This window comes from Mycobacterium branderi, from assembly GCF_010728725.1.
In the GTDB taxonomy this organism is placed as follows: Bacteria; Actinomycetota; Actinomycetes; order Mycobacteriales; family Mycobacteriaceae; genus Mycobacterium; species Mycobacterium branderi.
The window spans coordinates 4,450,871-4,476,048 of the sequence record NZ_AP022606.1; the positions used below are offsets into that span (position 1 = coordinate 4,450,871).

Consider the following 25,178-nt stretch of genomic DNA (forward strand, 5'->3'; position numbering starts at 1 on the left):
GCGCCGCTCTCCCCCGCAAGCGGGAGGTGCCCCCACCTCATCGCTGCGTGCCAATTTGTCGCCGGCGCGACTCACAGAGCCCCGCCGCGGCTCATAGGGCCCCGCCGAATTCGCCTGGCAAGTGGGCGGATTCGTGATAGTCGTCCAGACCGATCAGGTCGTGGCCCATCCTGTCGCGCTTGGTCATCAGGTAGCGGATGTTCTCGGCGTTGGCCCGCACCGGCAACGGCACCCGCTCGATGATGTGCAGCCCATAACCGTCGAGCCCGACCCGCTTGGCCGGGTTGTTCGTCAGCAGCCGCATCGAGCGGACCCCGAGGTCGACGAGGATCTGCGCGCCAATGCCGTAATCGCGTGCGTCGGCGGGCAATCCGAGCTTGAGGTTGGCGTCGACGGTGTCGGCGCCGGCGTCTTGCAGCTGATAGGCCTGCAGTTTGTGCATCAGGCCTATGCCGCGGCCCTCATGTCCGCGCATGTACAGCACCACCCCGCGGCCCTCGCGGGCGACCATCGCCATCGCCGCATCGAGTTGCGGGCCGCAGTCGCAGCGGCGCGAACCGAACACGTCACCCGTCAAGCACTCCGAGTGCACGCGGACCAGCACGTCGTGGCCGTCGTAGTTGGGCCCGGCGATCTCACCGCGCACCAGCGCCACGTGTTCGACGTCTTCGTAGATGCTCGTATAGCCGACTGCGCGAAACTCCCCGTGCCGGGTCGGGATCCGGGCCTCGGCGACGCGCTCGATGTGCTTCTCGTGCTTGCGCCGGTACTCGATCAGGTCGGCGATCGCGATCATCGCCAGGTCGTGCTCGTCGGCGAAGACCCGCAGCTCGTCGGTCTGCGCCATCGCACCTTCGTCTTTTTGGCTGACGATCTCGCAGATCGCCCCCGCCGGCTGCAGGCCCGCCAGGCGCGCAAGGTCGACCGCAGCTTCGGTGTGGCCGGTGCGGCGCAACACGCCACCGTCCTTGGCGCGCAACGGGACAACGTGGCCCGGCCGGGTGAAATCGTCGGCAACGCTGGACGGGTCGGCCAGCAGCCGCATCGTGGTGGCGCGGTCGGAAGCAGAAATCCCGGTTCCCACACCGTTTTTCGCATCGACGGTGACCGTGTAGGCGGTGCCGTGCTTGTCCTGGTTGACCGCGTACATCGGCAACAGGCCCAGCCGGTCGCAGATGGCGCCGTCGAGCGGGACGCACAGGTACCCGGAGGTGTAGCGCACCATGAAGGCCACCAATTCGGGGGTCGCCATTTCGGCGGCGAAGATCAGGTCGCCCTCGTTCTCGCGGTTCTCATCGTCGATGACGACCACGGCCTTGCCCGCCGCGATGTCGGCAACCGCCCGCTCGACGGAGTCCAACCGCGTCATCTGTGCCACCTAGTCTCGGACGAGCCCCGTCGCAGGGCTCATGCGTTGCATTCAGTATGAACCACGAGGATGGCGCCGATATTGCGGTGGCCTAATCAGCGGGACGTAAAACCAGCCGTTCGACATACTTGGCGACGACGTCGACCTCGAGATTCACCGGTGTGCCCACTGGGGCACTGCCCAGCGTGGTCAGCTCCCGAGTGGTCGGGATCAGCGAGACCTCAAACCAGTCCTCCCCCAGCCCGGAGACGGTCAGCGAGATGCCATCGACGGTGATAGAGCCCTTTTCCACGACGTAGCGGGCCAGCGCGGCGGGCAGCGAGATCCGCACCACCTCCCAGTGTTCGGCCGGGGTGCGCGCCAGGATCTGCCCCGTGCCGTCGACGTGGCCCTGCACGATGTGTCCGCCCAGCCGGCTGCCCAGGGCCGCGGCGCGCTCCAGGTTGACCGGACTGCCGACCCTCAGCCGACCCAGGCTGGACCGGTCGAGTGTCTCGCCCATCACATCGGCGGTGAACTGGCCGCCGGGAAGCACCTCGACCACGGTCAGGCACACCCCGTTGACGGCGATCGAATCGCCGTGGCCGGCATCGGCGGTCACGACCGGGCCGCGGATGGTGAGCCGCGCGGAATCGCCCAGGTCATCCTTGTCGACGACTTCACCCAATTCTTCGACGATCCCGGTGAACACCGCCTCAGATTAGTGACTCACGCTTCCGCGCGCGACGCCGCCGCTGCGGGCACCCTCTACGATGCAACGTATGCAGACGCCGCGGAAAAGTAGCCGCCTCATCGCCGTCCTTGCCGCCCTCAGCTTCGCCACCGCCCTGGTCGCTGGCTGTTCGTCGGCGTCCAAAAAGAACAGCAGCCCGCTGCCGGATGCGGGCACGCTGGTCAAGCAGTCCAGCCAGACCACCAAGAACGTCCGCAGCGTGCATGTTGTGCTGTCGACGACCGGAAAGGTGAAGGGGCTGCCCATCAAAACGCTTACCGGTGATCTGACCACCGCACCCAGCACGGCCGCCAAGGGCAACGCCAAGGTCGTCGTGGGCGGGTCTGACATCGACGCCGACTTCGTGGTGTACGACTCGAACTTGTACGCGACGCTCACCCCGAACGTATGGACGGACCTCGGCCCGGCCGCCGACATCTACGACGTTTCCACCATCCTGAATCCCGACAATGGCCTGGGAAACGTGCTGGCCAATTTCACCGACGCCAAGGCCGAAGGCCGCGAGACCGTCGCCGGTCAAAACACCGTCCGCATCTCCGGAAAGGTCGCCCCCGACGCGCTGAACCGCCTTGCGCCGTCGGTGAATGCGACCCAACCTCTGCCGGCCACGGTCTGAATTCAGGAGAACGGCGATCACCAGCTGGTGCAGGCGAAAATGGAGCCGAGCTCGGGCAACACCATCCAGATGACGCTGTCCAACTGGGGTGAGCAAGTCCAGGTCACGAAACCGCAGGTGAGCTGAGTTCATGCAGGCTGGACGCAGAATTGCGATCAGCGCCGGCAGCCTCGCCGTGCTGCTCGGCGCGTTGGACACGTATGTCGTCGTCACGATCATGCGCGACATCATCAGCACGGTCGGCATCCCGGTTAACCAGCTGCAGCGGATCACCCCGATCATCACCTGGTACCTGCTCGGCTACATCGCCGCGATGCCGCTGCTGGGGCGCGCCTCGGACCGGTTCGGCCGCAAACTCATGCTGCAAGCCAGCCTGGCCGCGTTCGCGGTCGGCTCGGTGGTCACCGCACTGTCCGGCAATCTGCATATGTTGGTGGTCGGACGCACCATCCAGGGTCTGGCCGCGGGAGCGCTGCTGCCGATCACGCTGGCCCTCGGCGCCGACCTGTGGTCGCAGCGCAACCGGGCCGGGGTTCTCGGCGGTATCGGTGCATCCCAGGAACTCGGCAGCGTGCTGGGCCCGCTGTACGGGATCTTCATCGTCTGGCTGACCAGCCGCTGGCAGGACGTGTTCTGGATCAACGTGCCGCTGGCCGCGGTCGCGATGGTGATGATCCACTTCAGCCTGCCGTCGCGGAACCGCACCGCCGAGCCGGAGAAGATCGACCTGGTCGGTGGAGTGCTGCTGGCAATCACGTTGGGCCTGGCCGTGATTGGGCTCTACAACCCGAACCCCAACGGCCACGACGCGCTGCCCAGCTACGGCTGGCCGCTGGTGATCGGGGCAATCATCGCCGCGGCGGTGTTCGCGGTGTGGGAACGTTTCGCGCGCACCAGACTGATCGAGCCGGCCGGCGTGCACTTCCGGCCATTTCTAGCCGCGCTGGGCGCGTCGGGAGCGGCCGGCGCCGCGCTGATGGTGACGCTGGTCGACGTGGAGCTGTTCGCCCAGGGCGTGCTCGGCAAGGACCAGGACCAGGCGGCGATCATGCTGCTGTGGTTCTTCGCCGCATTGCCCATCGGCGCGGTGGTCGGTGGGTGGATCGCGACCAAGATCGGCGACCGGGCGATGACGTTCATCGGGCTACTCATCGCGGCCGGCGGTTATTTGCTGATCTCGCACTGGCGGCTCGACCTGCTGACCGACCGGCACAACATCTTCGGCTTGTTCTCGCTGCCGGCGCTGGACACCGATCTGGCGATCGCCGGGATCGGGCTGGGCCTGGTGATCGGACCGCTCTCATCGGCCAGCTTGCGGGTAGTCCCGTCGGCCCAGCACGGCATCGCGGCCGCCCTGGTGGTGGTGGCCCGGATGACCGGCATGCTGATCGGGGTGGCGGCGCTCAGCGCCTGGGGGTTCTACCGGTTCAACGAGATCGTCGCGACCAAGTCCGCGCAGGTCCCGGCCAACGCCAGCCTCGTGGAACGGATCGCGCGTCAGTCAGTGCTTTATCGGGAATCGTTCGCGGAGATGTACGGCGGGATCTTCACGGCCACCGCATTCGTGTGCGTGGTCGGTGCGCTGCTTGGGCTGTTGCTGTCCAGCCGCAGTGTTCACGCCGAGGAGCCCGAGCTGCCGGAGCACGAGGCCGTCGACGCGTAAGCGCTACCGGGGCACCAGGCTGAGCAGTAAATCCGGCCCGACGCGCTCGACCCCGTCGAAGCGCCACCGCAGCGCCCGCGCGATGCTGGGCACCCCGACGTCGTCGACCGCGGTGATCGGCCCGCCCAGCAGGATCGGCGCGACGTAGGCCAGGATGCGGTCGATGGCCCCGGCCCGCAGAAATGCCCCGGCCAACGTCGGGCCGCCCTCGAGCAGGACGTCCGTGCGATCCGACAGCGCCTTGAGCACTTCCGCCGGGTCGTGGGTGCGGATCACCATGGTGCGCGAGTCATCGTTGAGAACCTTTGCTTCCGAAGGGATTTCACGCTTTCCGACCACCACCCGCAGCGGCTGTCGATCTGCGAGCGTGCCGTCGGCCAGCCGCGCGGTCAAAGTCGGGTCGTCGGCGAGCACAGTGCCGGTGCCCACCACGATGGCGTCGGCGGCGGCGCGACGGCGGTGCAGGTCGGCCCGCGCCGCCTCGCTGGTGATCCACTGACTCGAGCCGTCGGCGGCCGCGCTGCGCCCGTCGATGCTGGTGGCGTACTTCCAGGTCACATGGGGCAGGCCGGTGCGCTGCTTGTGCAGCCACTCGCGCAGCGGTCCGGCGGCTACCAGTTCGGGCTCCACATCGCACACGACACGCACACCGGCCGCCGCCAGCCTGGCCGCACCGCCGGCGGCCAGCGGGTTGGGATCGGCGACGGCATAGACCACGGTCGCGATGCCGGCGTCGAGCAGGGCGTCGACGCACGGCGGGGTCTTGCCGTGATGGTTGCACGGCTCCAGGGTGACGACGGCGGTGCCACCGGCGGCCAGATTGCCCGCTCGACGCAGCGCCACTACTTCGGCGTGCGCGCTGCCGGCCGGTCCGGTACCGCCCACGCCGACGACCCGGCCGTCGCGATCCAAAATGACCGCTCCGACAGGCGGATTCGGGTACGTTGCGCCTTTGACTAAGTCGGCGTGCTCGACGGCGAGGCGCATGGCGGCGTCGTGGCTGATGGCCGCCTGGGCGCTCATCGGAGGCGCAGGTGCGGTGATGCCGCACTGGCCCGTCGCCGCAGCGCCTCGACGGCGGCTTCGGGGTCATCCGCGTTGTAGACGGCCGATCCGGCGACAAAGCAGTCGACACCGGCCTCGGCGGCCTGCTCGATGGTGTCGGCGTTGATGCCGCCGTCGATCTCGACCAGGATGGTCAGCTCGCCGGAGTCGACCATTTTGCGCACCGTGCGGACCTTGTTCAACACCTCGGGGATGAACTCCTGGCCGCCGAACCCGGGCTCGACCGACATGACCAGAAACGTGTCGAAGTCCTTGAGTATCTCCAGATACGGGTCTAGCGGAGTCCCGGGCTTGATCGACAGGCCGGCCTTGGCGCCGGCGGCCCGGATGTCGCGGGCCACGCCGACGGGGTTGTCGGTGGCCTCGGCGTGGAAGGTGACGTTGTAGGCGCCGGCCTCGGCGTACGGCGGGGCCCACCGGTCCGGGTCCTCGATCATCAGATGACAGTCCATCGGGATGTCGGTGTGCTTGAGCAGGCTTTCCACCACGGGCAGACCGATGGTCAGATTCGGCACGAAATGCGCGTCCATGACGTCGACGTGCAGCCAGTCGGCGCCGTCGACGGCGGCGGCCTCGTCGGCCAGCCGGGCGAAATCGGCGGCCAGGATCGACGGTGCGATCAGAGGTCGATTCATGGTGGTCAGCCTACTTGTAGCGCCGCGGCGAACATGGCGTCGGTGCCGTGCCGGTGGGGCCACAGCTGCACGTACGGACCGTCGCCGAGATCGCCGGCGGGCTCGAACAGCGGCCGGGTGTCCAAGGCGGATACCGGGTGGCGGCGCAGCGCGTCGGCGACGACGCCGACGGTCTCGGCCAGGTGCGGCGAGCAGGTGGCGTAAAGCACCACACCGCCGGGGCGGGTGAGGCTTATCGCCGCTCCGAGCAGTTCGCGCTGCAGCTTTGTGAGCACCGGGATGTCGGCGGGCTGACGCCGCCAGCGGGCTTCGGGGCGACGACGCAACGCGCCTAAACCGGTGCACGGCACGTCGACCAGTACCCGGTCGAAGCTGGGCTCCAGCCCCGTGTCGCGTCCGTCGGCGCGCAGCACCTCGACCGGCAGGCCGCGGGTGTTCTGCTCTACCAGGTCGGCACGGTGCGCGGCCGGTTCCACCGCGGTGACCGTGGCCCCGTTCCCCAACGCCGCCAGCAGCGCGGTCTTGCCGCCCGGGCCGGCGCACAGGTCCAGCCAGCGGCCGGTGTCGCCGTCGACCGGTGCCAGCGTCAGCGCGCGGGCGACCAGCTGGCTGCCTTCGTCCTGAACCAGGGCCCGGCCGTCACGCACTGCGGGCAACTCCCCCGGGTCACCGGCCGGCAGGTACACCGCGTACGGCGAATAGCGTCCGACCGTGCCGTGCACAGCCTCGGCCAAGTCCTCGGCGGTCAGCGCCCCCGGACGCGCGGCCAGGTGAACCTGCGGGCGTTCGTCGTCGCTGGCCAGCACGGCGTCCAGCTCGCCGGCAGCCGCCCCGAGCGCGTCGGCGAAGGCCTGGGCGATCCAGCGCGGATGGGCGTGCACGAATGCGGCGTGCCCGACCGGGTCGGCCGCCGGGTCTGGAGCCAGCTCGTCGACCCAGGCCTTTTCGTCGCGTCCGCTGATGGTGCGCAGCACGCCGTTGACGAAACCTGCACGCGCGGAATCGAATTCGATTCCGGCTTGCTCGACGGTGGTGGATACTGCGGCGTGTGTTTCGACGCGGGTGCGCAGTAGTTGGTAGGTGCCGAGTCGCAGCAAGTCGAGCAGCACCGGGTCGATGGCCTCCGGTTTTCGTCCGGCGGCCGCACCGATGACCGCGTCGAGCAGGCCGCGAGTACGGCATGTGCCGTAGGTGAGCTCGGTGGCGAAGGCGGCGTCGCGCCCGGTGATGTGGCGTTCGCGCAGCAGCGCGGGCAGCGCCAGGTTCGGGTAGGCGTCGCGTTCGCTGACGGCACGCAACACGTCGAAGGCGGCTTGGCGTGCCGGGTCCAAGGGCCGACGTATGCGTTTCATGTCGCCCGCACCCCGGCGGCCAGGCGGGCGCCGCGCGCCCAGTCGACGGCGTTCATGAATTTCTTTCCGGGCGGCTGGATTTCGCCGAGCTGAACCGGTTGTGAGCCGGTGCCGATCCGCACATTGTGACGATCGATCTGAATCTCGCCCGGCTGCAAGGAGTTTGACATGCCGATTTGTACCGGCCCGAGCTTGATTCGTAGGTCGCCGATCATCGTCCAGGCGCCGGGATGCGGGGTGACGGCACGGATGCGCCGCTCCACGACGTGGGCCGGCAGGTCCCAGCGCACCCGGGCGTCGTCGACGGTGACCTTGGGCGCGAAGCTGACCCCGTCGGCCGGCTGCGGCACCGGCGTCAGCGCGCCGTCGGCGATGCCGTCGAGCGTGGTCTCCAGAAGCGCCGCACCCGAAACCGCAAGGCGCTCAAGCAGATCGCCGGCGGTGTCGGTGGGCTGGATCGTTTCGGTGACGACGCCGTAGACGGGGCCGGAATCCAGGCTCGGCTCGATGCGGAAAGTGGTTGCGCCGGTGACCGTGTCGCCGGCGGCGATCGCGGCCTGCACGGGGGCGGCGCCGCGCCACGCGGGCAGCAGCGAGAAATGCAGGTTGATCCAGCCGTGCGGCGGCACGGCGAGCAGCTCGTCGCGCAGCAGCGCGCCGTAGGCCACCACGGGGCAGCAGTCGGGCGCCAGCGCCGACAGTTCGGCGACGAACTCGGCGGTGTTGGGCCGGGGCGGACGTAGCAGCGGGATGCCTTCGTCGAGCGCGAGGCGGGCCACCGGCGACGGCTGATGGTGGCCGCGCCGGCCGGAGGCGGCGTCGGGCCGGGTGAGCACCGCGACGACCTCGTGGCGCGGCGAGGCGATGAGCCGGCGCAGCGCGGGCAGCGCGGGTTCGGGGGTGCCGGCGAAGACGAGACGCACCGGGCCAGTGTATTAAGGCCGGTTCCGGCGCCGCGACACTTAAACGGTTGCGACGACACGCCGATCACGTTGGTAGTGATTTAAGTCTCGGCGGCCAGCCGTGCGATCAGTCCACCGGCTAGCACGTCCTTGACCTGCCGCGGCGAAAGGCGGTGCCGCACAGTGAAAGACGTGTCCTTGGTGAGGTTGTCGACTTTCAGGGTGTCCTCTTTTGCGAGAGCATCGCGCAGATTCTGCAGGCGCAGCACGTCCTCCTGGTCGATGCTGTCGTAGTCGTCGGGGTTGTCGAACTCGAGCGCCAGCACCCCGAAGTTCGCGAGGTTCTGCCAGTGGATGCGCGCGAACGACTTGGCGATCACCACTCTTAGCCCCAGGTACCGCGGCGCGATCGCCGCATGCTCGCGCGAGGAGCCCTGGCCGTAGTTCTCGCCGCCGACGATGATGTGACCGGCCTCGCCGGCCTGCTGCGCGCGTTCGGGGTACGACTCGTCGATCTGGGTGAAGCTGAACTCTGCCAGCTTCGGGATGTTGGAGCGCAACGGCAGCGCCCGCGCACCGGCGGGTGAGATCTCGTCGGTGGAGATGTTGTCCTCCACCTTGAGCAGGACCGGCGCCTCGATCTCGTCGGGCAGCGGATCGAGCTCCGGAAGGTCGGAAACGTTGGGGCCTTTGACGGGCTCGACCTTCTTCGCCTCCTTTTCCGGTAACGGCGGCACCAGCATTGCGGTGTTGACCGAACTCTTGTCGGGCAGCTTGAGTTTCGGATACTCCACGTTCTGCTCGCGTGCCCACTCGCAAGGATCGGTGATCACCCCCGTCAGCGCCGACGCGGCAGCGGTTTCCGGCGAGCACAACCACACCGAGTCCTCTTTGGTGCCCGACCGGCCGGGGAAGTTGCGCGGCATGGTGCGCAACGAATTGTGCCCGACGGCCGGGGCCTGACCCATCCCGATGCAGCCCATACATCCGCTCTGGTGGATCCGCGCGCCCGCCATGACAAGCTCGGTGGTCCCGCCCATCTTGGTCAGGTCGGCCAGGATCTGCCGCGAAGTGGGGTTGATGTCGAAGCTGACCTGCGGCGCGGTCTGCCGGCCTGCGACGATCGCGGCGGCGATCGCGAAGTCGCGCAATCCGGGATTGGCGCTGGATCCGATCACCACCTGGGCGACTTCCTCACCGGCGACCTCGCGGACCGGCACCACGTTGCCCGGCGACGACGGCTTGGCGATCAGCGGCTCGAGCTGCGACAGGTCGATGATGTCCTCGACGTCGTATTCGGCGCCGTCGTCGGCGAGCAGCTCTACCCAGTCGTCTTCGCGGTCCTCGGCCCGCAGAAAGTCGCGCACGGCGCCGTCGCTGGGGAAAACCGTTGTGGTGGCGCCTAGTTCGGCGCCCATGTTGGCGATCACATGCCGGTCCATCGCCGTCAGGGTTTGCAGCCCCGGCCCGTAATACTCGATGATGCGGTTCACTCCGCCCTTGACGTCGTGGCGGCGCAGCATCTCCAGAATCACGTCTTTGGCCGAGCACCATTGCGGCAGTTCGCCTTCCAGGCGCACACCCCACACCTCGGGCATGCGGATGTGCAGCGGACGGCCCGTGATGGCCAGCGCCACCTCCAGGCCGCCGACGCCGATCGCCAGCATGCCCAGCGAACCGGCGGCCGGCGTGTGTGAGTCCGACCCCACCATCGTCTTGCCGGGAATGCCGAACCGCTGCATGTGGGTGGGATGGGATACACCGTTGCCGGGCTTGGAGAACCACAGCCCGAATCGCTGTGCGGCGGTGCGCAGATACTCGTGGTCCTCGGCGTTCTTCTCGTCGGTCTGCAGCAGGTTGTGGTCGACGTACTGCACGCTGACTTCGGTGCGGGCGCGATCGAGTCCGAGCGCCTCGAGTTCCTGCATCACCAGCGTGCCCGTCGCGTCCTGCGTCAGCGTCTGGTCGATATGGATGGCGACCTCTTCGCCCGGCGTCATCTCACCGGATTCCAAATGCGACTCGATCAACTTTTGGGTGACGTTGAGGGGCATAGCCTCTGCTTACCCCGATAGGGCGGCAGCCACGCCCCGGCAGGTTCGTGACGCTAGATGAGGTCTACCAAGTAGACTACTGATCATGTCTACTCCAACGACTACTATCAGGGTTCCGGTCCAGACTCGTGACAAGCTAGCCGCCCAGGCCCGCGAGCGAGGTGTCTCTATCGCTGCGCTGCTAACGGAGCTGGCTGCCCGCGCCGAACGCGAGGCGATCTTCCGCGCCGAGCGGGATGCCACCCGCGCTGAGGCGGCGCTGCAAGCCGTACGCGATGAGAACCGCGATTGGGACACCACGGTGGGCGACGGCCTTGCCTGACCCGCAACGCGGCGACCTTTGGCTCGTCGCCCTGGGCGCCGCCCGCGCCGGCGAACCCGGCAAACACCGCCCCGCCGTCGTCGTCTCCGTTGACGACATACTCACCGGCATCGAAGACGAACTCATCGTCGTGGTACCGGTGTCGAGCTCAGTGACCCACAACCCGTTGCGGCCGCACATCTCACCCAGCGAAGGCGTGGACACTAAAAGCGTCGCCGTCTGCCGCGGCATCCGCGCCGTCGCTCGCACGCGCCTACTGGAGAGACTGGGCACCGTGGCGCCCGACACGATGGACCAGATCGAACGCGGCCTCGCATTGATTCTGGGCATCCAAATCGCCTAGAGGCCAACTCGGTTGATCCCCCAGTAGTTCAGCCACGCTTAACGCCGCGCTGTAAAGACCTTCCAAGGTCTAGGTTTGCGCGATACGTGAATCATGGCTCCGGAACCCGGCTGGAGTTGAGGCCCGCGCATGAACACGAGCAACGATCGGCTCGGCGGCGACGGTGAACGGTGTGGCCAACGGGAAGTCGTCCTTGAGCGACTCAATGCGGGCGGCGCGGACGATGGTGGCCAACGCGAGCGTGGCTTCCATCATCGCGAAGTGGTCGCCGATGCACGACCGGGGTCCGCCGCCGAACGGCAGATACTGCCAGCGGCTGCGACCCTTTGAGCGCTCCGGCAGGAACCGATCCGGGTCAAACCTCAACGGGTCGTCCCATAGTTTGGGGTCTCGGTGCATGGCGTAGAAGCTGACCACCGCCATGGTGCCGGCCTCCAAGCGGTAGCCGTCGACCACCAATTCCGTTTTGAGCAGGCGCGGCGTTCCGGCGCCGGGCGGGCATAGCCGCAAAGCTTCGTGCAGCACCCGCACGGTGTGGCCAAGGTGGGGCACGTCGTCGGGTGTCAGCCGCCGGTCGCCGAGTGCACTCACCTCGTCGAACACCCGCTGTTGGATGTTCGGATGGCGGCCGAGCGCCCACAGCGAGTACGTGAGCGTGGTCGACGTGGTGTCGTGACCGGCGAGCATGAACAGCACCAGCTCGTGGCAGATGTCGTCATCCGAGAGTGGTTGGCCCGTAAGCGGATCGGTTGCAGCGATCAATGCACGCACCAGCGGCGCGTCTAGCGCGGAGTCGGCTCGTACCGCGGCGAGGATGTCGGCGGCGAGCCGATGCAGAGCCGCGTTAGCGCTGCGGGCTCGCTGCTGGCCGCGGGTTGGCAGCCATTGCGGCAGATTCACCGGGCGGGTCGCACGGTCGGCGACCCACGTGAGCGCCGTGCGCAATGCCGGCCCGATGATGTCTGCCCTGGCATCGAGGTCCAGTCCGAGCACCGAATGCCCAAGCGCCCGCAGGGTAAGCGCGCGGCATTCGGTGTCCAGGTCTACGGTCGCGCCGTCGCGCCAGCCGTCGACCACCGTCTGCGCCGCCGCCGCCATGTGGCCGGCGTAGCGCGGGACGCGCTGTTTGGTGAACATCGGCTGCAGGGTGCGGCGCCGCGGTAACCATTGGCGGTGCGACAGATTCAGCAGGTTGCCGCCCATCAGCCGCTGCAACTGGAGCATGGTCGTCGTCCCGCCTCGGTCGGCGATTTCGTCGGTGCGACCCAGCACGTCGCGCGCGCCCTGCGGTGAGGCGATCAACACCGCCGTCGGAAAAAGCCATTTGGGTGCGAGCACGATACGAGTGACCGGACCGCCGGCATCGATGAGTTCCTGGAAACCGTCGACGAGAGACCGCACGGCCCCGAGCTGGCGCAGGTAAGGCAGTGGATTCTTCGGCGCCAGCGGCAATTTGGCAACGTCGGTCGATTCCAGCACATCAAGCATGGCAGCTCACCTCGAATCAACGTTGTCAGCGTCCCGCGCTGAGCACATGCGTAGTGGACTACCTGTTCGGCTGTTCGGGTAGCCGAGTGTGCATCCTGGGTTTCGCCGTAGCGGCCCTAGCCGATGTGCAGCGGGTCGATTTGCACGCGGACCGGCTCGTGATCCTGGTGGGCGCTGAGCACACCCGTGGCGCGGCGCAACGCCGCCGCCAGGGCCAGGCCCTGCTCGCGCGGCACCCGAACCAGCATCCGGATCACGTCGCCGCTGACACCGGCCGGCCGGCGCGCGCCCGCAGGCAGGTCCACCGGGCCGAGCAAGTCGGCGCCGTCGGGCAACTCGGCCTGCTCCAGCAACGCCGCCACCGCATCGGCGGGACCGTCGAGCGCGGCCATGTGCACACTGGGCGGCAGGCCGACCTCGGCGCGGGCCGTCAACTCGGCCTCCGCGTGCCCGACCGGATCCCAGCGGACCAGCGCTTGCACGGTCGGGATCGACGACTCGGCGACTACCGCCACTACCCCGCCGTCGCCGCGGGTCCGCACCAGCGCCGCGGCGGCCATCCAGCGTCGCAGCGTGTCCTCGGCGGCACGCAGATCCTGCCGGCCCAGCAGCGCCCAGCTGTCCAGCAGCAGTGCCGCCCCGTAGCCGCCGCAAGCCCGCGGTTCGGCGCCCGGGGTGGCCACCACCAACGCCGGACGATCGGCGACCTCGGCCACGACCGCATCGCCGCCGGACGTGATCACCGTGGTTCCCGGGAACGCGCGGCCAAGTTCCTCGGCGGTGCGCCGGGCGCCGACGACGACGGCGCGCACCGCGTCCGACCCGCAGCGCGGACAGCGCAGCGCCGCGTCGACCCGGCCGCACCAGCGACAGACGGCACCCGATGCGCCGTCGGGCAGCGACAGCGGCCCCGTGCAATGCCGGCACCGGGCGATCGCCCGGCAGCGGCCGCAGGCCAGCGACGGCACGTAGCCGCGGCGCGGCACCTGCACCAGCACCGGAGTGGCGGCATCCAGCGCGGAGCGAGCGGCCCGCAACGCCACCGACGGCAGCCGGGCGCTGCGGGCGGCGGGGTCGCGTTCGTCGACGCGCTCGTCGAGCGCAACGACCCGCGGGGTGCAGGTACGCACCACTTGACGCGCCGCGACGACGTCGTGGGCCCACCCGCTGCGCACCAGCGCCTGCGCCTCGGCGGTGCGGGCATACCCGCCGATCAAGGCGGCGCAGCGCATCTGGTGCGCGCGCAGCATCGCCACTTCCCGGGCGTGTGGGTACGGGGCCCGCGGCTCGGCGAGCGTGTCGTCGCCGTCGTCCCACACCATGACCAGCCCCAGGTCGGTCACCGGCGCGAACACTGCGCTGCGGGTGCCGATGACCAGCCGGGCGCTGCCGCGCAAGGCAGCGAGCCAGCGCCGATAACGCGCGGCCGGCCCCAGCCCCGCCGACAACGCCACCACCGCGGCCTCGCCGAACAGCGTTGCCGCGGCGTCTGATAGCGCGTCGACGTCGCGCTGGTCGGGCACGATCGCCAGCACACCGCGCCCGGTCAGCACGGTCTGCGCGGCGGCCTCGGCGAAGCGGTCTGCCCACGGGTCGCCGGGCAGCGCCTGCCAGACCGCGCGGGCCGCCCGCGACTCGGCCAACGCCGTCAGGAACTGACCGCCACGGCCGTAGGTCTCCCAACGGCTGCGGTCGACCGGTACGACGACGGGTTGGCTTGGCGCCGTTGAGGTTTCGCGTTCCACCCGGGCGTGCCGGGCGGGTATCGCCAGCCGCAGCACGTCGGCGCGGGTACCGGCGTAGCGCGCGGCCACCGCGTCCACCAGGCGGTGGATCTCGGGGGTGAGCACCGGCTCGGGTGACACCACCCGGTCGAGCCAGGCCAGCTTGCCGACGTGGTCGGTGTCGGTGCGGCGTTCCAGCACGAATCCGTCGACCAGCCGGCCGTGGAACCGGACCCGCACCCGCACCCCGGGATGGGCGTCGTCGGATTGTTCGGCGGCCACCAGGTAGTCGAATTCGCGGTCCAGGTGCGGCACCGACAACATCGGCAGCACCCGGGCTATCGGCTCATGCTCGGCGGGTTGCCGGGTGGTGCTCACTGTTCGTCGGCGGCGTCCGCGCGGCCGAAGAAGAAGCCGGCGGTGATCAAAATCTGGGCCGTCGCATAGGCCCACCAGATCGGCACCGCCAACGCCTCGTTGCCCAACACGAACCGGCCGATCCCGATCATCGCGTCGGAGACCGCAAAGCACACCGCGCCGACCGCGGTCCAGATCGTCGGCAGCCGCGCCAGCAGCGCCGCGCACACCATGGCGCCCAGTACCACCATGTACACCACGACCGGCACCGTCAGCCCGTCGCGGGCGAGGCCCGGCCAGAACCACACCAGCAGCGCCACACACGCCACCCAGACGACGGCGACGGCGACCAGCCGCCGCCCCGACCGGCGCGCGAGCGGGATCAGCGCGCCAAGAAAACACAGGTGCGCCAGCAAAAACGCGGACAGCCCGAGCACGAACGACGCCGTCCACCACGGAATCGCCAGCAGCACATCGCCGACCGCCGAGAACACCAACGCCAACATCAGCCAGCGCCGCTCGCGCACGATCGGGTGGGCCACCGCGGCGGCGGCGAGCAACAGCGCCATGGACGCCTTGAGCAGCGGCTGGGCCATGAAACGGCCCGTCAGCTCCTCACCCGGCGGCGACAGCAACACCGTCGCGGTCAAGAACAAGCCGTACGCGACGCCGGCCCAGCCGGCGGCCACCCAGCAACCGACCACCATCCGCGGTGCATAGGGTGTCTGCATGCCCGAGGACACCCGGCCCGCCATCGACCCCATTCTGCTGAAGGTACTGGATGCGGTGCCGTTCCAGATGTCCCTTGACGACGGCGTCGAGGCCGCGCGCCGGCGGCTGCGGGATCTGCCCCGCAGGCCGGTGCATCCGGAGGTCAGTGTCGAAGACCGCACCATCGACGGTCCGGCCGGCCCGCTCGCGATCCGAATCTATTGGCCGCCAAACACTTCGGTGCTGCCGGTGGTGGTGTTTTTCCACGGCGGCGGTTTTGTGGTGGGGGATCTCGACACCCACGACGGCACCTGCCGGCAGCACGCCGTCGGCGCCGGCGCGGTGGTGGTGTCGGTCGCCTACCGGCTGGCGCCCGAGCACCCCTACCCCGCCGCGGTCGACGACGCATGGGCTGCCACCCAATGGGTGGCCGCGCACGGCGAGCAGATCAGGGCCGACGCCGCGCGGCTGGCGGTGGCCGGGGACTCGGCGGGCGGCACCCTCGCCGCCGTCGTCGCGCAGCGCGCCCGCGACAACGGCGGACCGCCGATCGCCTTCCAGCTGCTGTGGTACCCCTCGACGCTGTGGGACTCGACGTTGCCGTCGTTCATCGCGAACGCAAACGCACCGATCCTGGGCCGCGACGCCGTCGCGGCGTTTTCCCGTTGGTACGCAGGCGAAGTCGACCTGTCCGATCCGCCGCCCGGCATGGCGCCGGGACGGGCGAAGAACCTGGCGGGCCTGCCGCCGGCCTACATCGCCGTCGCCGGGCACGACCCGCTGCGCGACGACGGCATCCGCTACGGTGAGCTGCTCGCGGCCGCCGGTGTCGGGGTCGACGTGGACAACGCCGAGAGCCTGGTGCACGGCTACCTCGGCTACGCCGGTGTGGTGCCCGCCGCCACCGAGGCCATGGACCGCGGATTGGCTGCCCTGCGAACAGGACTCAGCCGATGACCGCCCGCCCGGAGATCGACCCGCTGCTCAAGTCGCTGCTGGACGCGATACCGATGACGTTCAATGCGGCCGACGGCGTCGAGGTGGCGCGGGCGAGAATCCGCGCGCTGCAAGCCCCGCCGGAGATGCTGCCGCAGTTGCGGATTGAGGACCGCACGATCGCGTCCGGCATCCCGGCCCGCATCTACTGGCCGCCGGCGGACTCGGACGGCCTGCCGGTGGTGGTCTTCTACCACGGCGGCGGCTGGTCGATCGGCGATCTGAACACCCACGACGCAGTCGCCCGCGCCCACGCCGTGGGCGCGGAGGCCATCGTGGTCTCCGTCGACTACCGGCTGGCGCCGGAGCACCCGTTCCCCGCCGCGGTGGAGGACTGCTGGGCCGCGCTGCAGTGGGTCGGCGAGCACGCCGCCGAGTTGGGCGGCGATCCCGGGCGGATTGCGGTCGCGGGAGACTCCGCCGGCGGCAACCTGTCGGCGGTGATGGCGCGACTGGCCCGCGACAACAGCGGTCCGGACCTGGCGTTTCAGTTGCTGTGGTACCCGTCGACCACCGGCGACCTGTCGCTGCCGTCCTTCATCGAGAACGCCGACGCGCCGATCCTGGACCGCGAGGTCATCGACGCATTCCTGCAGTGGTACCTGCCCGGCGTCGACCTCAGCGATCCGTCCACGTTGCCAGTCACGCTGGCGCCGGCCAACGCGACCGACTTCTCCGGTCTGGCGCCGGCCTATATCGGCACCGCCGAGCACGACCCATTGCGCGACGACGGTGCCCGTTACGCCGAATTACTCAGCGCCGCAGGGGTTCCCGTCGAACTGAGCAACGAGCCGACGCTGGTGCACGGCTTCGTCAGCTTCGCGCTCCTGGTGCCTGCAGCGGCAGAGGCGACCAACCGCGGGCTGGCGGCGCTGAAAAACGCCCTGTATTAGCTCCGCGGCGGCGCGCTGGCCTGGACCGATGCGAGCGCGCCGATCCGCGGCTACAGTGGGCGGCTTCTGTGAACCGAACGTCGGACAGGAGCCGAGACATGCTAGTACTGACGCCCGCGGCCGTCGAAGCCGTCAAGGCCGTGACCACCGCCCCGGACATCCCGGAGAGCGCCGGACTGAGGATCGGGCCAACTTCGGATGGACAGGGCACGTTGCAACTCAGCGCGGCGGAACAGCCCAGCGAAGGCGACCAGGTCGTGGAGGGCGAGGGCGCCCGGGTGTTCCTCGAACCGAGGGTCGCCGAAATCCTGGACGACAAGACCTTGGACGTGCAGATGGACGCCCAGGGAGTCGCCCATTTCCTCTTGCTCGACCAGTCGTGAACTGACCGGTCACTGATCGACGTAGGCGCTGGGCGCGGTGCCGTGCCAGCGTTTGAACGCATGCGAGAAGGTCGACGGGTCGGTGTAACCCAGCCGCTTTGACACCTCGTCGACGGTGAGCCCGACGTTGCGGAGCAGGTCGACCGCCAGCGCCGAGCGTGCTTCGTTGAGCAACGCCCGAAACGACGTCCCCTCCTCGGCCAGCCTGCGCCGCAGCGTACGGGGATGCATGTCGAGTTCGGCGGCGACGTCCGGCAGCGTGGGGAACGCGCCGGAATCCCGAAACAGCTTGGTGCGCACCACGGCGGTGATACCGCGGCGTTGCTCGCTGCGCTGCATCAGCACGTCGCATTGCGCGATACAGATCTCCAGCGTGTGCGGATCCGCTTGGGGCAGCGGCTCGTCGAGCATGGCCCGTGGGAAATGCAATCGGTTGTGCGCCCGGCCGAACGCGGCATTCTCGAACGGGATCAGTTCGAGCAGCGGCCGCAGCACGTCTTCGTCGACCGCCACTTCTGCTGACGCTTGATCGGCGTATTTGGCGACTGCCGGCAGAGCGAATCCTGTTGTAGTAGTGATGATTCCGGCGAAGTCGCGTTCGATGAAAAACCGTCGGACGTCGGCGGGCAGATGGTCGGCGTTGAGCTCGAGCATGCAGTCGTCGGCGCCTTCGAACAACGCAACGTCGATCTGCAGCATGGTCAGCGCGAAATAGCGCATCGCGACCGTGAACAGTTCCCGTAGCGTCCCGCACGACATGACGGCGAACCCGAACAGCCCGAGGTGCGTCAGCGTGAACCGCCTGCCCACGTCGACGCCGACACCGGCGTCCTCGGGTAGCCGCTCGAGCAGTCGGCGTGCCAGGACGATCTCGTCCCATGCCGTGACCACCGCGTCCGGGTCGTCGAGATCGGCGGGCGCGATACCGGTGCCGGCCAGCAGGTCCGCCATCGCGATGCCGCGCTCCTCGGCCACCTCGCAGAGCAGCCGTGAGGCGAACATCCGATGCCGCAGGTCAGGTGACCACGTCGTCATGCCCGTGTCCTAAACTCCCAAGTCTTTGTCCCATCGTCGCATTACGACCGCCCGGACGGCTACCTACTGTGGGGGTATGGCCACGCTGACACCCGCGCGGCAGCTGAGCACCTGGACCATGACGCGGGAGGCAATCACCGTCGGCTTCGACGTCGGTGACCGTTTCCTCGGGCGGCTGCGCGGACGCGATATCACCCGATTCCGTTGTGGCGGACGACGTTTCGTCGCTCTGGAGCATCCCGACTACGTCGACCACGTGCTGCATCGGGCCCGCCTCAAATACGTCAAATCCCCGGAGTACGAGCCGGTCCGCGCGGGCGCCGGAATCAACCTGCTCACCGACGAGGGCGACTCCTGGGCCGCCCATCGCAGCGTGCTGAACCCGACGTTCGCGCGTCGCCATCTCAACGAGATCGTCGATCTGATGATCGAACCGATCAAGAATGTCGTCGCGGCACTGCCGGCCGGCGTCGAGTTCGACATGCACGAGGCGATGGTCGAAGCGACGCTGCGCGTAGTGGCCAACACGCTGTTCAGCCAGGACTTCGGGCCGTTGGTGCACAGCATGCACGATCTGGCTACGCGCGGTCTTCGGCACGCGGAGAAGATGGAGCGGCTCGGTCTGTGGGGGTTGTTGCCGACACCCGTGTACGACGGACTGATCTGGGCCGCCTATTCGAGGCTGCACTTGCCGCCGCCGCTGCGGGACATGCAGCGGATCATGAAGCAACTCGACGCCGCGGTCAACGCGATCATCGACGAGCGGTTGGCGCACCCGACCGACGCCGCGGATCTGCTCAACGTGTTGCTGCATGCCGAGAACGGGTCGTGGCCGCGCAAACGGGTCCGCGACGAGGCGCTGACGTTCATGCTCGCCGGACACGAGACGACCGCGAACTCGATGTCGTGGTTCTGGTACTTGATGGCGCTGAACACCGATGCGCGCGCCCGGATGCTCGACGAGGTCGACACCGTGCTCGATGGCCGTCGTCCGATCGCCGACGACCTGGTCAAGCTGACGTGGACCACGGCCTGCATCCAGGAAGCCCAACGCTATTTCTCCGCAGTGTGGATCCTGGCGCGGCGGGCGGTCGAGGACGACGTGATCGACGGCCACCACATTCGTGCTGGGACGACGGTGATCATCCCGATTCACCACATCCACCACGACCCGCGCTGGTGGCCCAACCCGGAGGACTTCGACCCGACGCGGTTCTTGAATGGTGGCGGCGCCAGGCCCCGTTCGGCGTATCTACCGTTCGGCGGCGGTCGGCGGATCTGCATTGGCCAAAGCTTTGCGCTGATGGAGATGGTCCTGATGGCCGCAATCATGAGCCAGCGGTTTACCTTTGACCTCGTGCCCGGACATCCGGTGGAACTGGAGGCGACTCTGACGCTGCGCCCCAAGCGCGGCGTGCACGTGATCGGACGGAAGCGAACATGACCGACTACCACACCGTCGTCGTCGGCGCCGGATTCTCCGGCATCGGCACCGCGATCAAGCTCGACCGGGCCGGCCTTCGCGACTATCTGATGATCGAGGCCGGTGACGGCGTCGGCGGCACCTGGCACTGGAACACGTATCCCGGGATCGCCGTTGATATTCCGTCGTTTTCCTACCAGTTCTCCTTCGAACAGCGGTCGGACTGGACGCGGACCTACGCGCCGGGAAACGAACTGAAGGCCTATGCCGGGCATTGCGTGGACAAATACGGCATCCGGCCGAAAATCCGGTTCAACACCAAGGTTCTGGCCGCCGAGTACGACGACGAGCGCGCGCAGTGGCGGGTGCAGACCGATCCCGGCGGCGTGGTCACCGCGCGCTTCCTGGTGAACGCCAGCGGGGTGCTGACCGTGCCGAAGCTGCCCGACATCGCCGGCGTCGACTCCTTCGACGGCATCACCATGCACACCGCGCGCTGGGACCACTCGCAGGACCTGACGGGTAAGCGGGTCGGCATCATCGGCACCGGCGCCTCGGCGGTTCAGGTGATTCCCGAGATCGCGCCGATTGTCAAGCAGCTCACGGTCTTTCAGCGCACACCGATCTGGTGCTTCCCGAAGCCCGACGTGCCACTGCCCAGGCTGGCGCGCTGGGCGATGCGGCTGCCGGGCGGGAAGAGCGTTCAGCGTTGGGCCAGCCAGGCCTTCGTCGAGGCGACGTTCCCGATTCCGGCGCAGTACTTCACGGTGTTTCCGATGGCCCGGTGGATGGAGCGGGCCGGGCGGGCGTATCTGCGCCAGCAGGTCGAAGATCCGGTGGTGCGGGAAAAGCTCACTCCCCGTTATGCGGTCGGCTGCAAGCGGCCCGGCTTTCACAACAGTTATCTGTCGACGTTCAACCGCGACAACGTGACGCTGGTGACCGAGCCGATCGACAAGATCACGCCGTCGGCGGTGGCCACCACCGACGGCGCCAGCCACGACATCGACGTACTGGTGCTGGCAACGGGTTTCAAGGTGATGGACACCGATGCCGTGCCGACGTTCGCGGTCACCGGCAGCGACGGAAAGTCGTTGAGCGCCTTCTGGGACGAGCATCGGCTGCAGGCCTACGAAGGGGTCAGCATTCCCGGCTTTCCCAATTTGTTTTCCGTGTTCGGCCCGTACGGCTACGTCGGGTCGTCGTATTTCGCGCTGATCGAGGCGCAGACCCACCACATCGTGCGCTGCCTGACAGCGGCCAGAGATCGCCAGGCGACGCGCGTGGAGGTCACCGAGGAAGCCAACGACCGGTACTTCACCGAGATGATGCGAAAGCGGCACCGCCAGGTGTTCTGGCAGGACAGCTGCCGGCAGGCCAACAGCTACTACTTCGACAAGAACGGCGACGTGCCGCTACGGCCCACCACCACCGTCGAGGCCTATTGGCGCAGTAGGCGTTTCGACCTCGACGACTACCGGTTCACCAGCTAGGCCGCCGAGCGTGAAGCTGCGTTCACGCTCGGCCGAGAACTACACCGCGCGCTTGAGGTCGTCGACCTTGTTGAGCTGCTCCCACGGCAGCTCGATGTCGGTGCGGCCGAAGTGCCCGTAGGCGGCCGTCTGCGCGTAGATGGGCCGCAGCAGGTCCAGGTCGCGGATGATCGCGCCGGGCCGCAGGTCGAACACCTCGCCGATGGCTTTTTCGATCTTGACCGGGTCGACGGTCTCGGTGCCGAACGTCTCCACGAACAACCCGACCGGGGCGGCCTTGCCGATCGCGTAGGCGACCTGGACCTCCACACGCTCGGCCAGCCCCGCGGCGACGACGTTCTTGGCCACCCAGCGCATCGCGTACGCGGCGGAACGGTCCACCTTGGACGGATCCTTGCCGGAGAAGGCGCCGCCGCCGTGGCGGGCCCAGCCGCCGTAGGTGTCGACGATGATCTTGCGACCGGTCAGGCCGGCGTCGCCCATCGGCCCGCCCAGCACGAACTTGCCGGTCGGGTTGACCAGCAGCCGCACGTCGGAAGCGTCCAGGGTGTCGTGCGCCAGGTCGTCGAGAACGGTGTTGAGCACCTTCTCTCGAATGTCGGGCGCGAGCATGCCCTCCAGGTCGACGTCGGGGGCGTGCTGGGTGGAGATGACGACGGTGTCCAGCCGCACCGGGGTGTTGCCCTCGTACGCGATGGTGACCTGGGTCTTGCCGTCGGGACGCAGGTAGGGCAGCACACCGCCCTTACGGACCTCGGTCAGCCGCCGAGACAGCCGATGGGCCAGCGCGATGGGCAGCGGCATCATCTCCGGGGTGTCGCTGATGGCGTAGCCGAACATCAGGCCCTGGTCGCCGGCGCCCTGGGCGTCCAGCGGGTCCGCGGCGCCCTCGACGCGGGCCTCGTGGGCGGTGTCGACGCCCTGCGCGATGTCGGGCGACTGCGCGCCGATCGCGATGTTGACCCCGCACGAGGCGCCGTCGAAGCCCTTGTCGGACGAGTCGTAGCCGATGTCGAGGATGCGGCTGCGGACCGTGTCGGTGATCTCGGCGAACGCTTCCTTGGCGTTGGTCGTCACCTCCCCGGCGACGTGCACCTGACCGGTGGTGACCATCGTCTCGACCGCGACGCGCGAACGCGGGTCGTCGGCCAGGAGCGCGTCGAGCACAGAGTCGCTGATGGCGTCACAGATCTTGTCGGGATGTCCCTCGGTCACCGACTCGCTGGTGAACAGCCGACCCTTTTCGCTCACACCCGGATCCTTCCCATCCTCGACAAAATGTTAGTTAGACGAATTATATCGTCATCTCGCCCGCAGCTCCGGGCGCCCCGAAATGTGGAGCTACCCACTGCCGCCGTGCAGAAAGGTGGCGATTGCGTCCACGATACGACTGGCCATCAGCGTCTTCGACCCGTGCTGCAGCGCGGACTCGGTGCCATCGGAGGCCAGCAGCCAGCCGTCGTTGCTATCCACCTCGAAGGCCTTGCCCTCCCCGACGGCGTTGACCACCAGCAGGTCGCAGCCCTTGCGGCGCAGCTTGGCCCGGGCATGGAAGAGCACGTCGCCGTTGGCGTCGCCGGTCTCGGCGGCGAACCCGACGATGGCGCTCATGTTCGGCAGCTGCCCGTCGGCGCGGGCGCGCACCGCGGCGGCCAGCACGTCGTCGTTGCGGACCAGCTCGATCGTCGGGGGCGCCTCGGCACCCTTTTTGATCTTGGCGGTCGCAACCTGGGCCGGCCGGAAGTCGGCGACGGCGGCCGCCATCGCCAGTACGTGGGCCTCGGGCGCGTGCTTGGACACCGCGTCGGCGAGCTGCTGGGCTGAGCTGACGTGCACGACGTCGACGCCGGCGGGGTCGATGAGGCCGGCAGTGTGCCCGGCGATCAGCGTCACCTCGGCGCCGCGCTGGGCGGCCACCCGCGCCAGCGCGTAACCCTGCTTGCCGGAACTGCGGTTGCCGATGAAGCGCACGGGGTCGATCGGCTCGCGGGTGCCGCCGGCGGTGACCAGCATCTTGCAGCCGGCCAGGTCATACGGCATGGCGTCGTGGCGCTCCAAGAGCAGCTGGGCGAAGGTGGTGATCTCCTCGGCCTCGGGTAGCCGACCGGCGCCGCTGTCCGCGCCAGTGAGCCGCCCAGACGCCGGTTCCAGCACCACCGCGCCGCGGCGGCGCAGCGTGGCGACGTTGTCCTGGGTGGCGGGGTGCAGCCACATCTCGGTGTGCATCGCGGGCGCGAACAGCACCGGACATCGCGCGGTGAGCAAGGTGGCGGTCAGCAGGTCGTCGGCCCGGCCGCTGACGGCCCGGGCCAGTAGGTCGGCGGTGGCGGGTGCGACGACGACCAGGTCGGCGCCCTGCCCGAGGGCGACGTGGGGCACCTCGGGGACGTCGTCGAAGACGCCGGTGTGGACGGGCTCGCCGGACAGCGCCTCGAACGTGGCGGCGCCGACGAAGCGCAGCGCCGATTCGGTGGGGATGACCCGGACCCGGTGGCCGGCCTCGGTGAGCTGGCGAACGACGGTCGCGGCCTTGTAGGCGGCGATGCCCCCGGAGACGCCGACGATGACTCTCTTCGCGATCCGATCGCGGGTGTCCACAGCGCGCCCGGCCTGCCCGCTACTCGCCTTCGGTGTGCTCGAGCAGGTCGGCGTGGATCTCGCGCAGCGCGATCGACAGCGGCTTTTCCTGCAGGCCCGGCTCGACCAGCGGGCCGACGTATTCGAGGATGCCCTCGCCGAGCTGGTTGTAGTAATCGTTGATCTGCCGCGCCCGCTTTGCCGCGTAGATCACCAGGGCGTACTTGCTCGACACGCGGTCCAGCAGCTCGTCGATGGGCGGATTGGTGATGCCCAGCGGCGTGTCGTAACCGACCGCGCCCGACGCCGGGTCAAATTGGTCGGGGACGGCGGCCAGTTGCGCGTCTGCTTGGGGAGTGCTCACGTAGGTCTTTCTCCTGGCGGCGTAGAGGGGCGAATCGCTTGGTGGTGAATCGGATGAAGATGGCGGGTCACGCCGTGCCGGGGGCGCTTCCCACCAGCAACGATACCAATTCCGAGCAGGCAGTTTCCAATCGACTGTTCACCACGACCAGGTCGAAGTCGTCCTGAGCTGCGAGTTCGGCGCGGGCGGTGTCCAGTCTGCGGCGGATCACATCGGGCGTCTCGGTGCCGCGGCCGACCAACCGGGACTCCAGGATCTCCCAGCTCGGCGGCGCCAGGAATACCGTGACCGCCTCCGGCATGGCCCGTTTGATCGCGCGGGCACCGGCCAGGTCCACCTCGATGAGCACCGGATGCCCGGAGGCGGTCGCTTCACGGACTGGCTGGGCCAGCGTGCCGGATCGGTGCAGGCCGCCGTGGATGTCTGCCCACTCCAGCAGGGCGCCCGATTCGATCAGCTCCTGGAACTGGGCGGGGGTCACGAAGTGGTAGTCGACGCCGTCGACCTCGCCGGGCCTGGGTGCCCGGGTGGTGGCCGACACGGAAAAGCGCAGGTCAGGGATTCGTTCACGCAGACACCGGACCAGCGTCGACTTTCCGACCGCGGAGGGACCGGACAACACGACCACACGTCCTCGACGCTGGTCAGGCGCGCCGTCCGGTCCTCCGTCGGCGCTCACC

At 68.7% G+C, this 25,178-nt stretch carries 23 protein-coding genes and 1 pseudogene; 9 read left to right on the plus strand and 15 right to left on the minus strand.

All coding sequences use genetic code 11. From position 1 onward, the window contains the following. Window positions 1-91 precede the first annotated feature (91 nt). Both G6N47_RS21475 and G6N47_RS21480 read right to left on the minus strand, forming a co-directional pair. Window positions 92-1,369 (minus strand): bifunctional 3,4-dihydroxy-2-butanone-4-phosphate synthase/GTP cyclohydrolase II, encoded by a 1,278-nt coding sequence (locus G6N47_RS21475; protein ID WP_083134429.1) that lies wholly within the window; start codon window positions 1,367-1,369, stop codon window positions 92-94. 91 nt (window positions 1,370-1,460) lie between these two features. After that, a complete protein-coding gene (locus tag G6N47_RS21480; RefSeq protein ID WP_083134428.1) occupies window positions 1,461-2,060 on the minus strand; it encodes a riboflavin synthase in 600 nt (199 codons plus the stop codon). A gap of 70 nt (window positions 2,061-2,130) precedes the next feature. On the opposite strand from G6N47_RS21480, the pseudogene G6N47_RS21485 reads away from it, so the two are divergent. Continuing rightward, window positions 2,131-2,844 (plus strand): annotated as a pseudogene (locus tag G6N47_RS21485) (LppX_LprAFG lipoprotein). Window positions 2,845-2,848: 4 nt separating this feature from the next. After that, window positions 2,849-4,381 (plus strand): MFS transporter, encoded by a 1,533-nt coding sequence (locus G6N47_RS21490; protein WP_083134427.1) that lies wholly within the window; start codon window positions 2,849-2,851, stop codon window positions 4,379-4,381. Between the two features lie 3 nt (window positions 4,382-4,384). Here G6N47_RS21490 and ribD read toward each other — a convergent pair whose 3' ends face one another. The 5 genes from ribD to G6N47_RS21515 all read right to left on the minus strand — a co-directional run bounded on the left by ribD (window position 4,385) and on the right by G6N47_RS21515 (window position 10,389). Beyond that, entirely contained in the window at window positions 4,385-5,404 is a 1,020-nt protein-coding gene (gene ribD, locus G6N47_RS21495) for a bifunctional diaminohydroxyphosphoribosylaminopyrimidine deaminase/5-amino-6-(5-phosphoribosylamino)uracil reductase RibD (protein ID WP_083134426.1), read from the minus strand. Further along, window positions 5,401-6,081 carry a ribulose-phosphate 3-epimerase gene (gene rpe, locus G6N47_RS21500; protein WP_083134425.1) on the minus strand — a complete coding sequence of 227 codons (681 nt, stop codon included), beginning with the start codon at window positions 6,079-6,081 and terminating at the stop codon, window positions 5,401-5,403. Before rpe ends, ribD begins: the two co-directional genes overlap by 4 nt. Before the next feature lie 5 nt (window positions 6,082-6,086). Continuing rightward, a complete protein-coding gene (locus G6N47_RS21505) occupies window positions 6,087-7,433 on the minus strand; it encodes an RsmB/NOP family class I SAM-dependent RNA methyltransferase (RefSeq protein WP_083134424.1) in 1,347 nt (448 codons plus the stop codon). After that, a complete protein-coding gene (fmt, locus tag G6N47_RS21510; protein WP_083134423.1) occupies window positions 7,430-8,356 on the minus strand; it encodes a methionyl-tRNA formyltransferase in 927 nt (308 codons plus the stop codon). The genes G6N47_RS21505 and fmt overlap by 4 nt, the downstream gene beginning before the upstream one ends. An 80-nt stretch (window positions 8,357-8,436) precedes the next feature. Then, entirely contained in the window at window positions 8,437-10,389 is a 1,953-nt protein-coding gene (locus G6N47_RS21515) for an aconitate hydratase (RefSeq protein ID WP_083134422.1), read from the minus strand. A gap of 85 nt (window positions 10,390-10,474) precedes the next feature. On the opposite strand from G6N47_RS21515, the gene G6N47_RS21520 reads away from it, so the two are divergent. Both G6N47_RS21520 and G6N47_RS21525 read left to right on the plus strand, forming a co-directional pair. Beyond that, window positions 10,475-10,711, plus strand: coding sequence for an antitoxin (locus G6N47_RS21520; RefSeq protein ID WP_083134421.1), 237 nt, complete (start codon window positions 10,475-10,477; stop codon window positions 10,709-10,711). Then, window positions 10,704-11,054, plus strand: coding sequence for a type II toxin-antitoxin system PemK/MazF family toxin (locus tag G6N47_RS21525; protein WP_083134420.1), 351 nt, complete (start codon window positions 10,704-10,706; stop codon window positions 11,052-11,054). The genes G6N47_RS21520 and G6N47_RS21525 overlap by 8 nt, the downstream gene beginning before the upstream one ends. Before the next feature lie 69 nt (window positions 11,055-11,123). On the opposite strand, the gene G6N47_RS21530 is transcribed toward G6N47_RS21525, so the two are convergent. The 3 genes from G6N47_RS21530 to G6N47_RS21540 form a co-directional block, all read right to left on the minus strand. Beyond that, window positions 11,124-12,542, minus strand: a complete 1,419-nt coding sequence (locus G6N47_RS21530) for a cytochrome P450 (protein WP_083134419.1) — start codon at window positions 12,540-12,542, stop codon at window positions 11,124-11,126. A gap of 116 nt (window positions 12,543-12,658) precedes the next feature. Beyond that, complete coding sequence (locus tag G6N47_RS21535; protein WP_083134454.1) at window positions 12,659-14,590, minus strand: primosomal protein N'; 1,932 nt, start codon at window positions 14,588-14,590, stop codon at window positions 12,659-12,661. A 50-nt stretch (window positions 14,591-14,640) separates the two neighbouring features. Further along, window positions 14,641-15,354: a lysoplasmalogenase gene (locus G6N47_RS21540; protein WP_083134418.1), complete on the minus strand. Its 714-nt coding sequence runs from the start codon at window positions 15,352-15,354 to the stop codon at window positions 14,641-14,643. On the opposite strand from G6N47_RS21540, the gene G6N47_RS21545 reads away from it, so the two are divergent. The 3 genes from G6N47_RS21545 to G6N47_RS21555 all read left to right on the plus strand — a co-directional run bounded on the left by G6N47_RS21545 (window position 15,353) and on the right by G6N47_RS21555 (window position 17,606). Then, a complete protein-coding gene (locus tag G6N47_RS21545; protein ID WP_083134417.1) occupies window positions 15,353-16,291 on the plus strand; it encodes an alpha/beta hydrolase in 939 nt (312 codons plus the stop codon). The two genes, G6N47_RS21540 and G6N47_RS21545, sit on opposite strands and share 2 nt — an antisense overlap. Beyond that, window positions 16,288-17,223, plus strand: coding sequence for an alpha/beta hydrolase (locus G6N47_RS21550; protein WP_083134416.1), 936 nt, complete (start codon window positions 16,288-16,290; stop codon window positions 17,221-17,223). Before G6N47_RS21545 ends, G6N47_RS21550 begins: the two co-directional genes overlap by 4 nt. 98 nt (window positions 17,224-17,321) lie before the next feature. Continuing rightward, window positions 17,322-17,606 (plus strand): hypothetical protein, encoded by a 285-nt coding sequence (locus G6N47_RS21555; protein WP_083134415.1) that lies wholly within the window; start codon window positions 17,322-17,324, stop codon window positions 17,604-17,606. 9 nt (window positions 17,607-17,615) lie between these two features. Here the strand turns inward: G6N47_RS21555 and G6N47_RS21560 are convergent, their stop codons facing one another. Beyond that, a complete protein-coding gene (locus tag G6N47_RS21560) occupies window positions 17,616-18,641 on the minus strand; it encodes an AraC family transcriptional regulator (protein WP_179966409.1) in 1,026 nt (341 codons plus the stop codon). A gap of 76 nt (window positions 18,642-18,717) precedes the next feature. Here G6N47_RS21560 and G6N47_RS21565 point away from each other — a divergent pair, with 76 nt between their 5' ends. Both G6N47_RS21565 and G6N47_RS21570 read left to right on the plus strand, forming a co-directional pair. After that, complete coding sequence (locus tag G6N47_RS21565; RefSeq protein WP_083134413.1) at window positions 18,718-20,085, plus strand: cytochrome P450; 1,368 nt, start codon at window positions 18,718-18,720, stop codon at window positions 20,083-20,085. Beyond that, on the plus strand, window positions 20,082-21,557 hold the full coding sequence (locus G6N47_RS21570) for a flavin-containing monooxygenase (RefSeq protein ID WP_083134412.1): 1,476 nt from the start codon (window positions 20,082-20,084) through the stop codon (window positions 21,555-21,557). The genes G6N47_RS21565 and G6N47_RS21570 overlap by 4 nt, the downstream gene beginning before the upstream one ends. Window positions 21,558-21,596: 39 nt before the next feature. Here the strand turns inward: G6N47_RS21570 and metK are convergent, their stop codons facing one another. The 4 genes from metK to gmk form a co-directional block, all read right to left on the minus strand. Further along, a complete protein-coding gene (gene metK / locus G6N47_RS21575; protein WP_083134411.1) occupies window positions 21,597-22,808 on the minus strand; it encodes a methionine adenosyltransferase in 1,212 nt (403 codons plus the stop codon). A gap of 90 nt (window positions 22,809-22,898) precedes the next feature. Further along, the gene (gene coaBC / locus G6N47_RS21580) at window positions 22,899-24,155 is read right to left on the minus strand and encodes a bifunctional phosphopantothenoylcysteine decarboxylase/phosphopantothenate--cysteine ligase CoaBC (RefSeq protein WP_083134410.1); all 1,257 of its coding nucleotides are present in this window, start codon (window positions 24,153-24,155) and stop codon (window positions 22,899-22,901) included. 19 nt (window positions 24,156-24,174) lie between these two features. After that, window positions 24,175-24,498, minus strand: coding sequence for a DNA-directed RNA polymerase subunit omega (gene rpoZ, locus G6N47_RS21585; protein WP_062538747.1), 324 nt, complete (start codon window positions 24,496-24,498; stop codon window positions 24,175-24,177). A 67-nt stretch (window positions 24,499-24,565) separates the two neighbouring features. Then, on the minus strand, window positions 24,566-25,177 hold the full coding sequence (gmk, locus tag G6N47_RS21590; RefSeq protein WP_139799720.1) for a guanylate kinase: 612 nt from the start codon (window positions 25,175-25,177) through the stop codon (window positions 24,566-24,568). Window position 25,178: the final 1 nt, after the last annotated feature.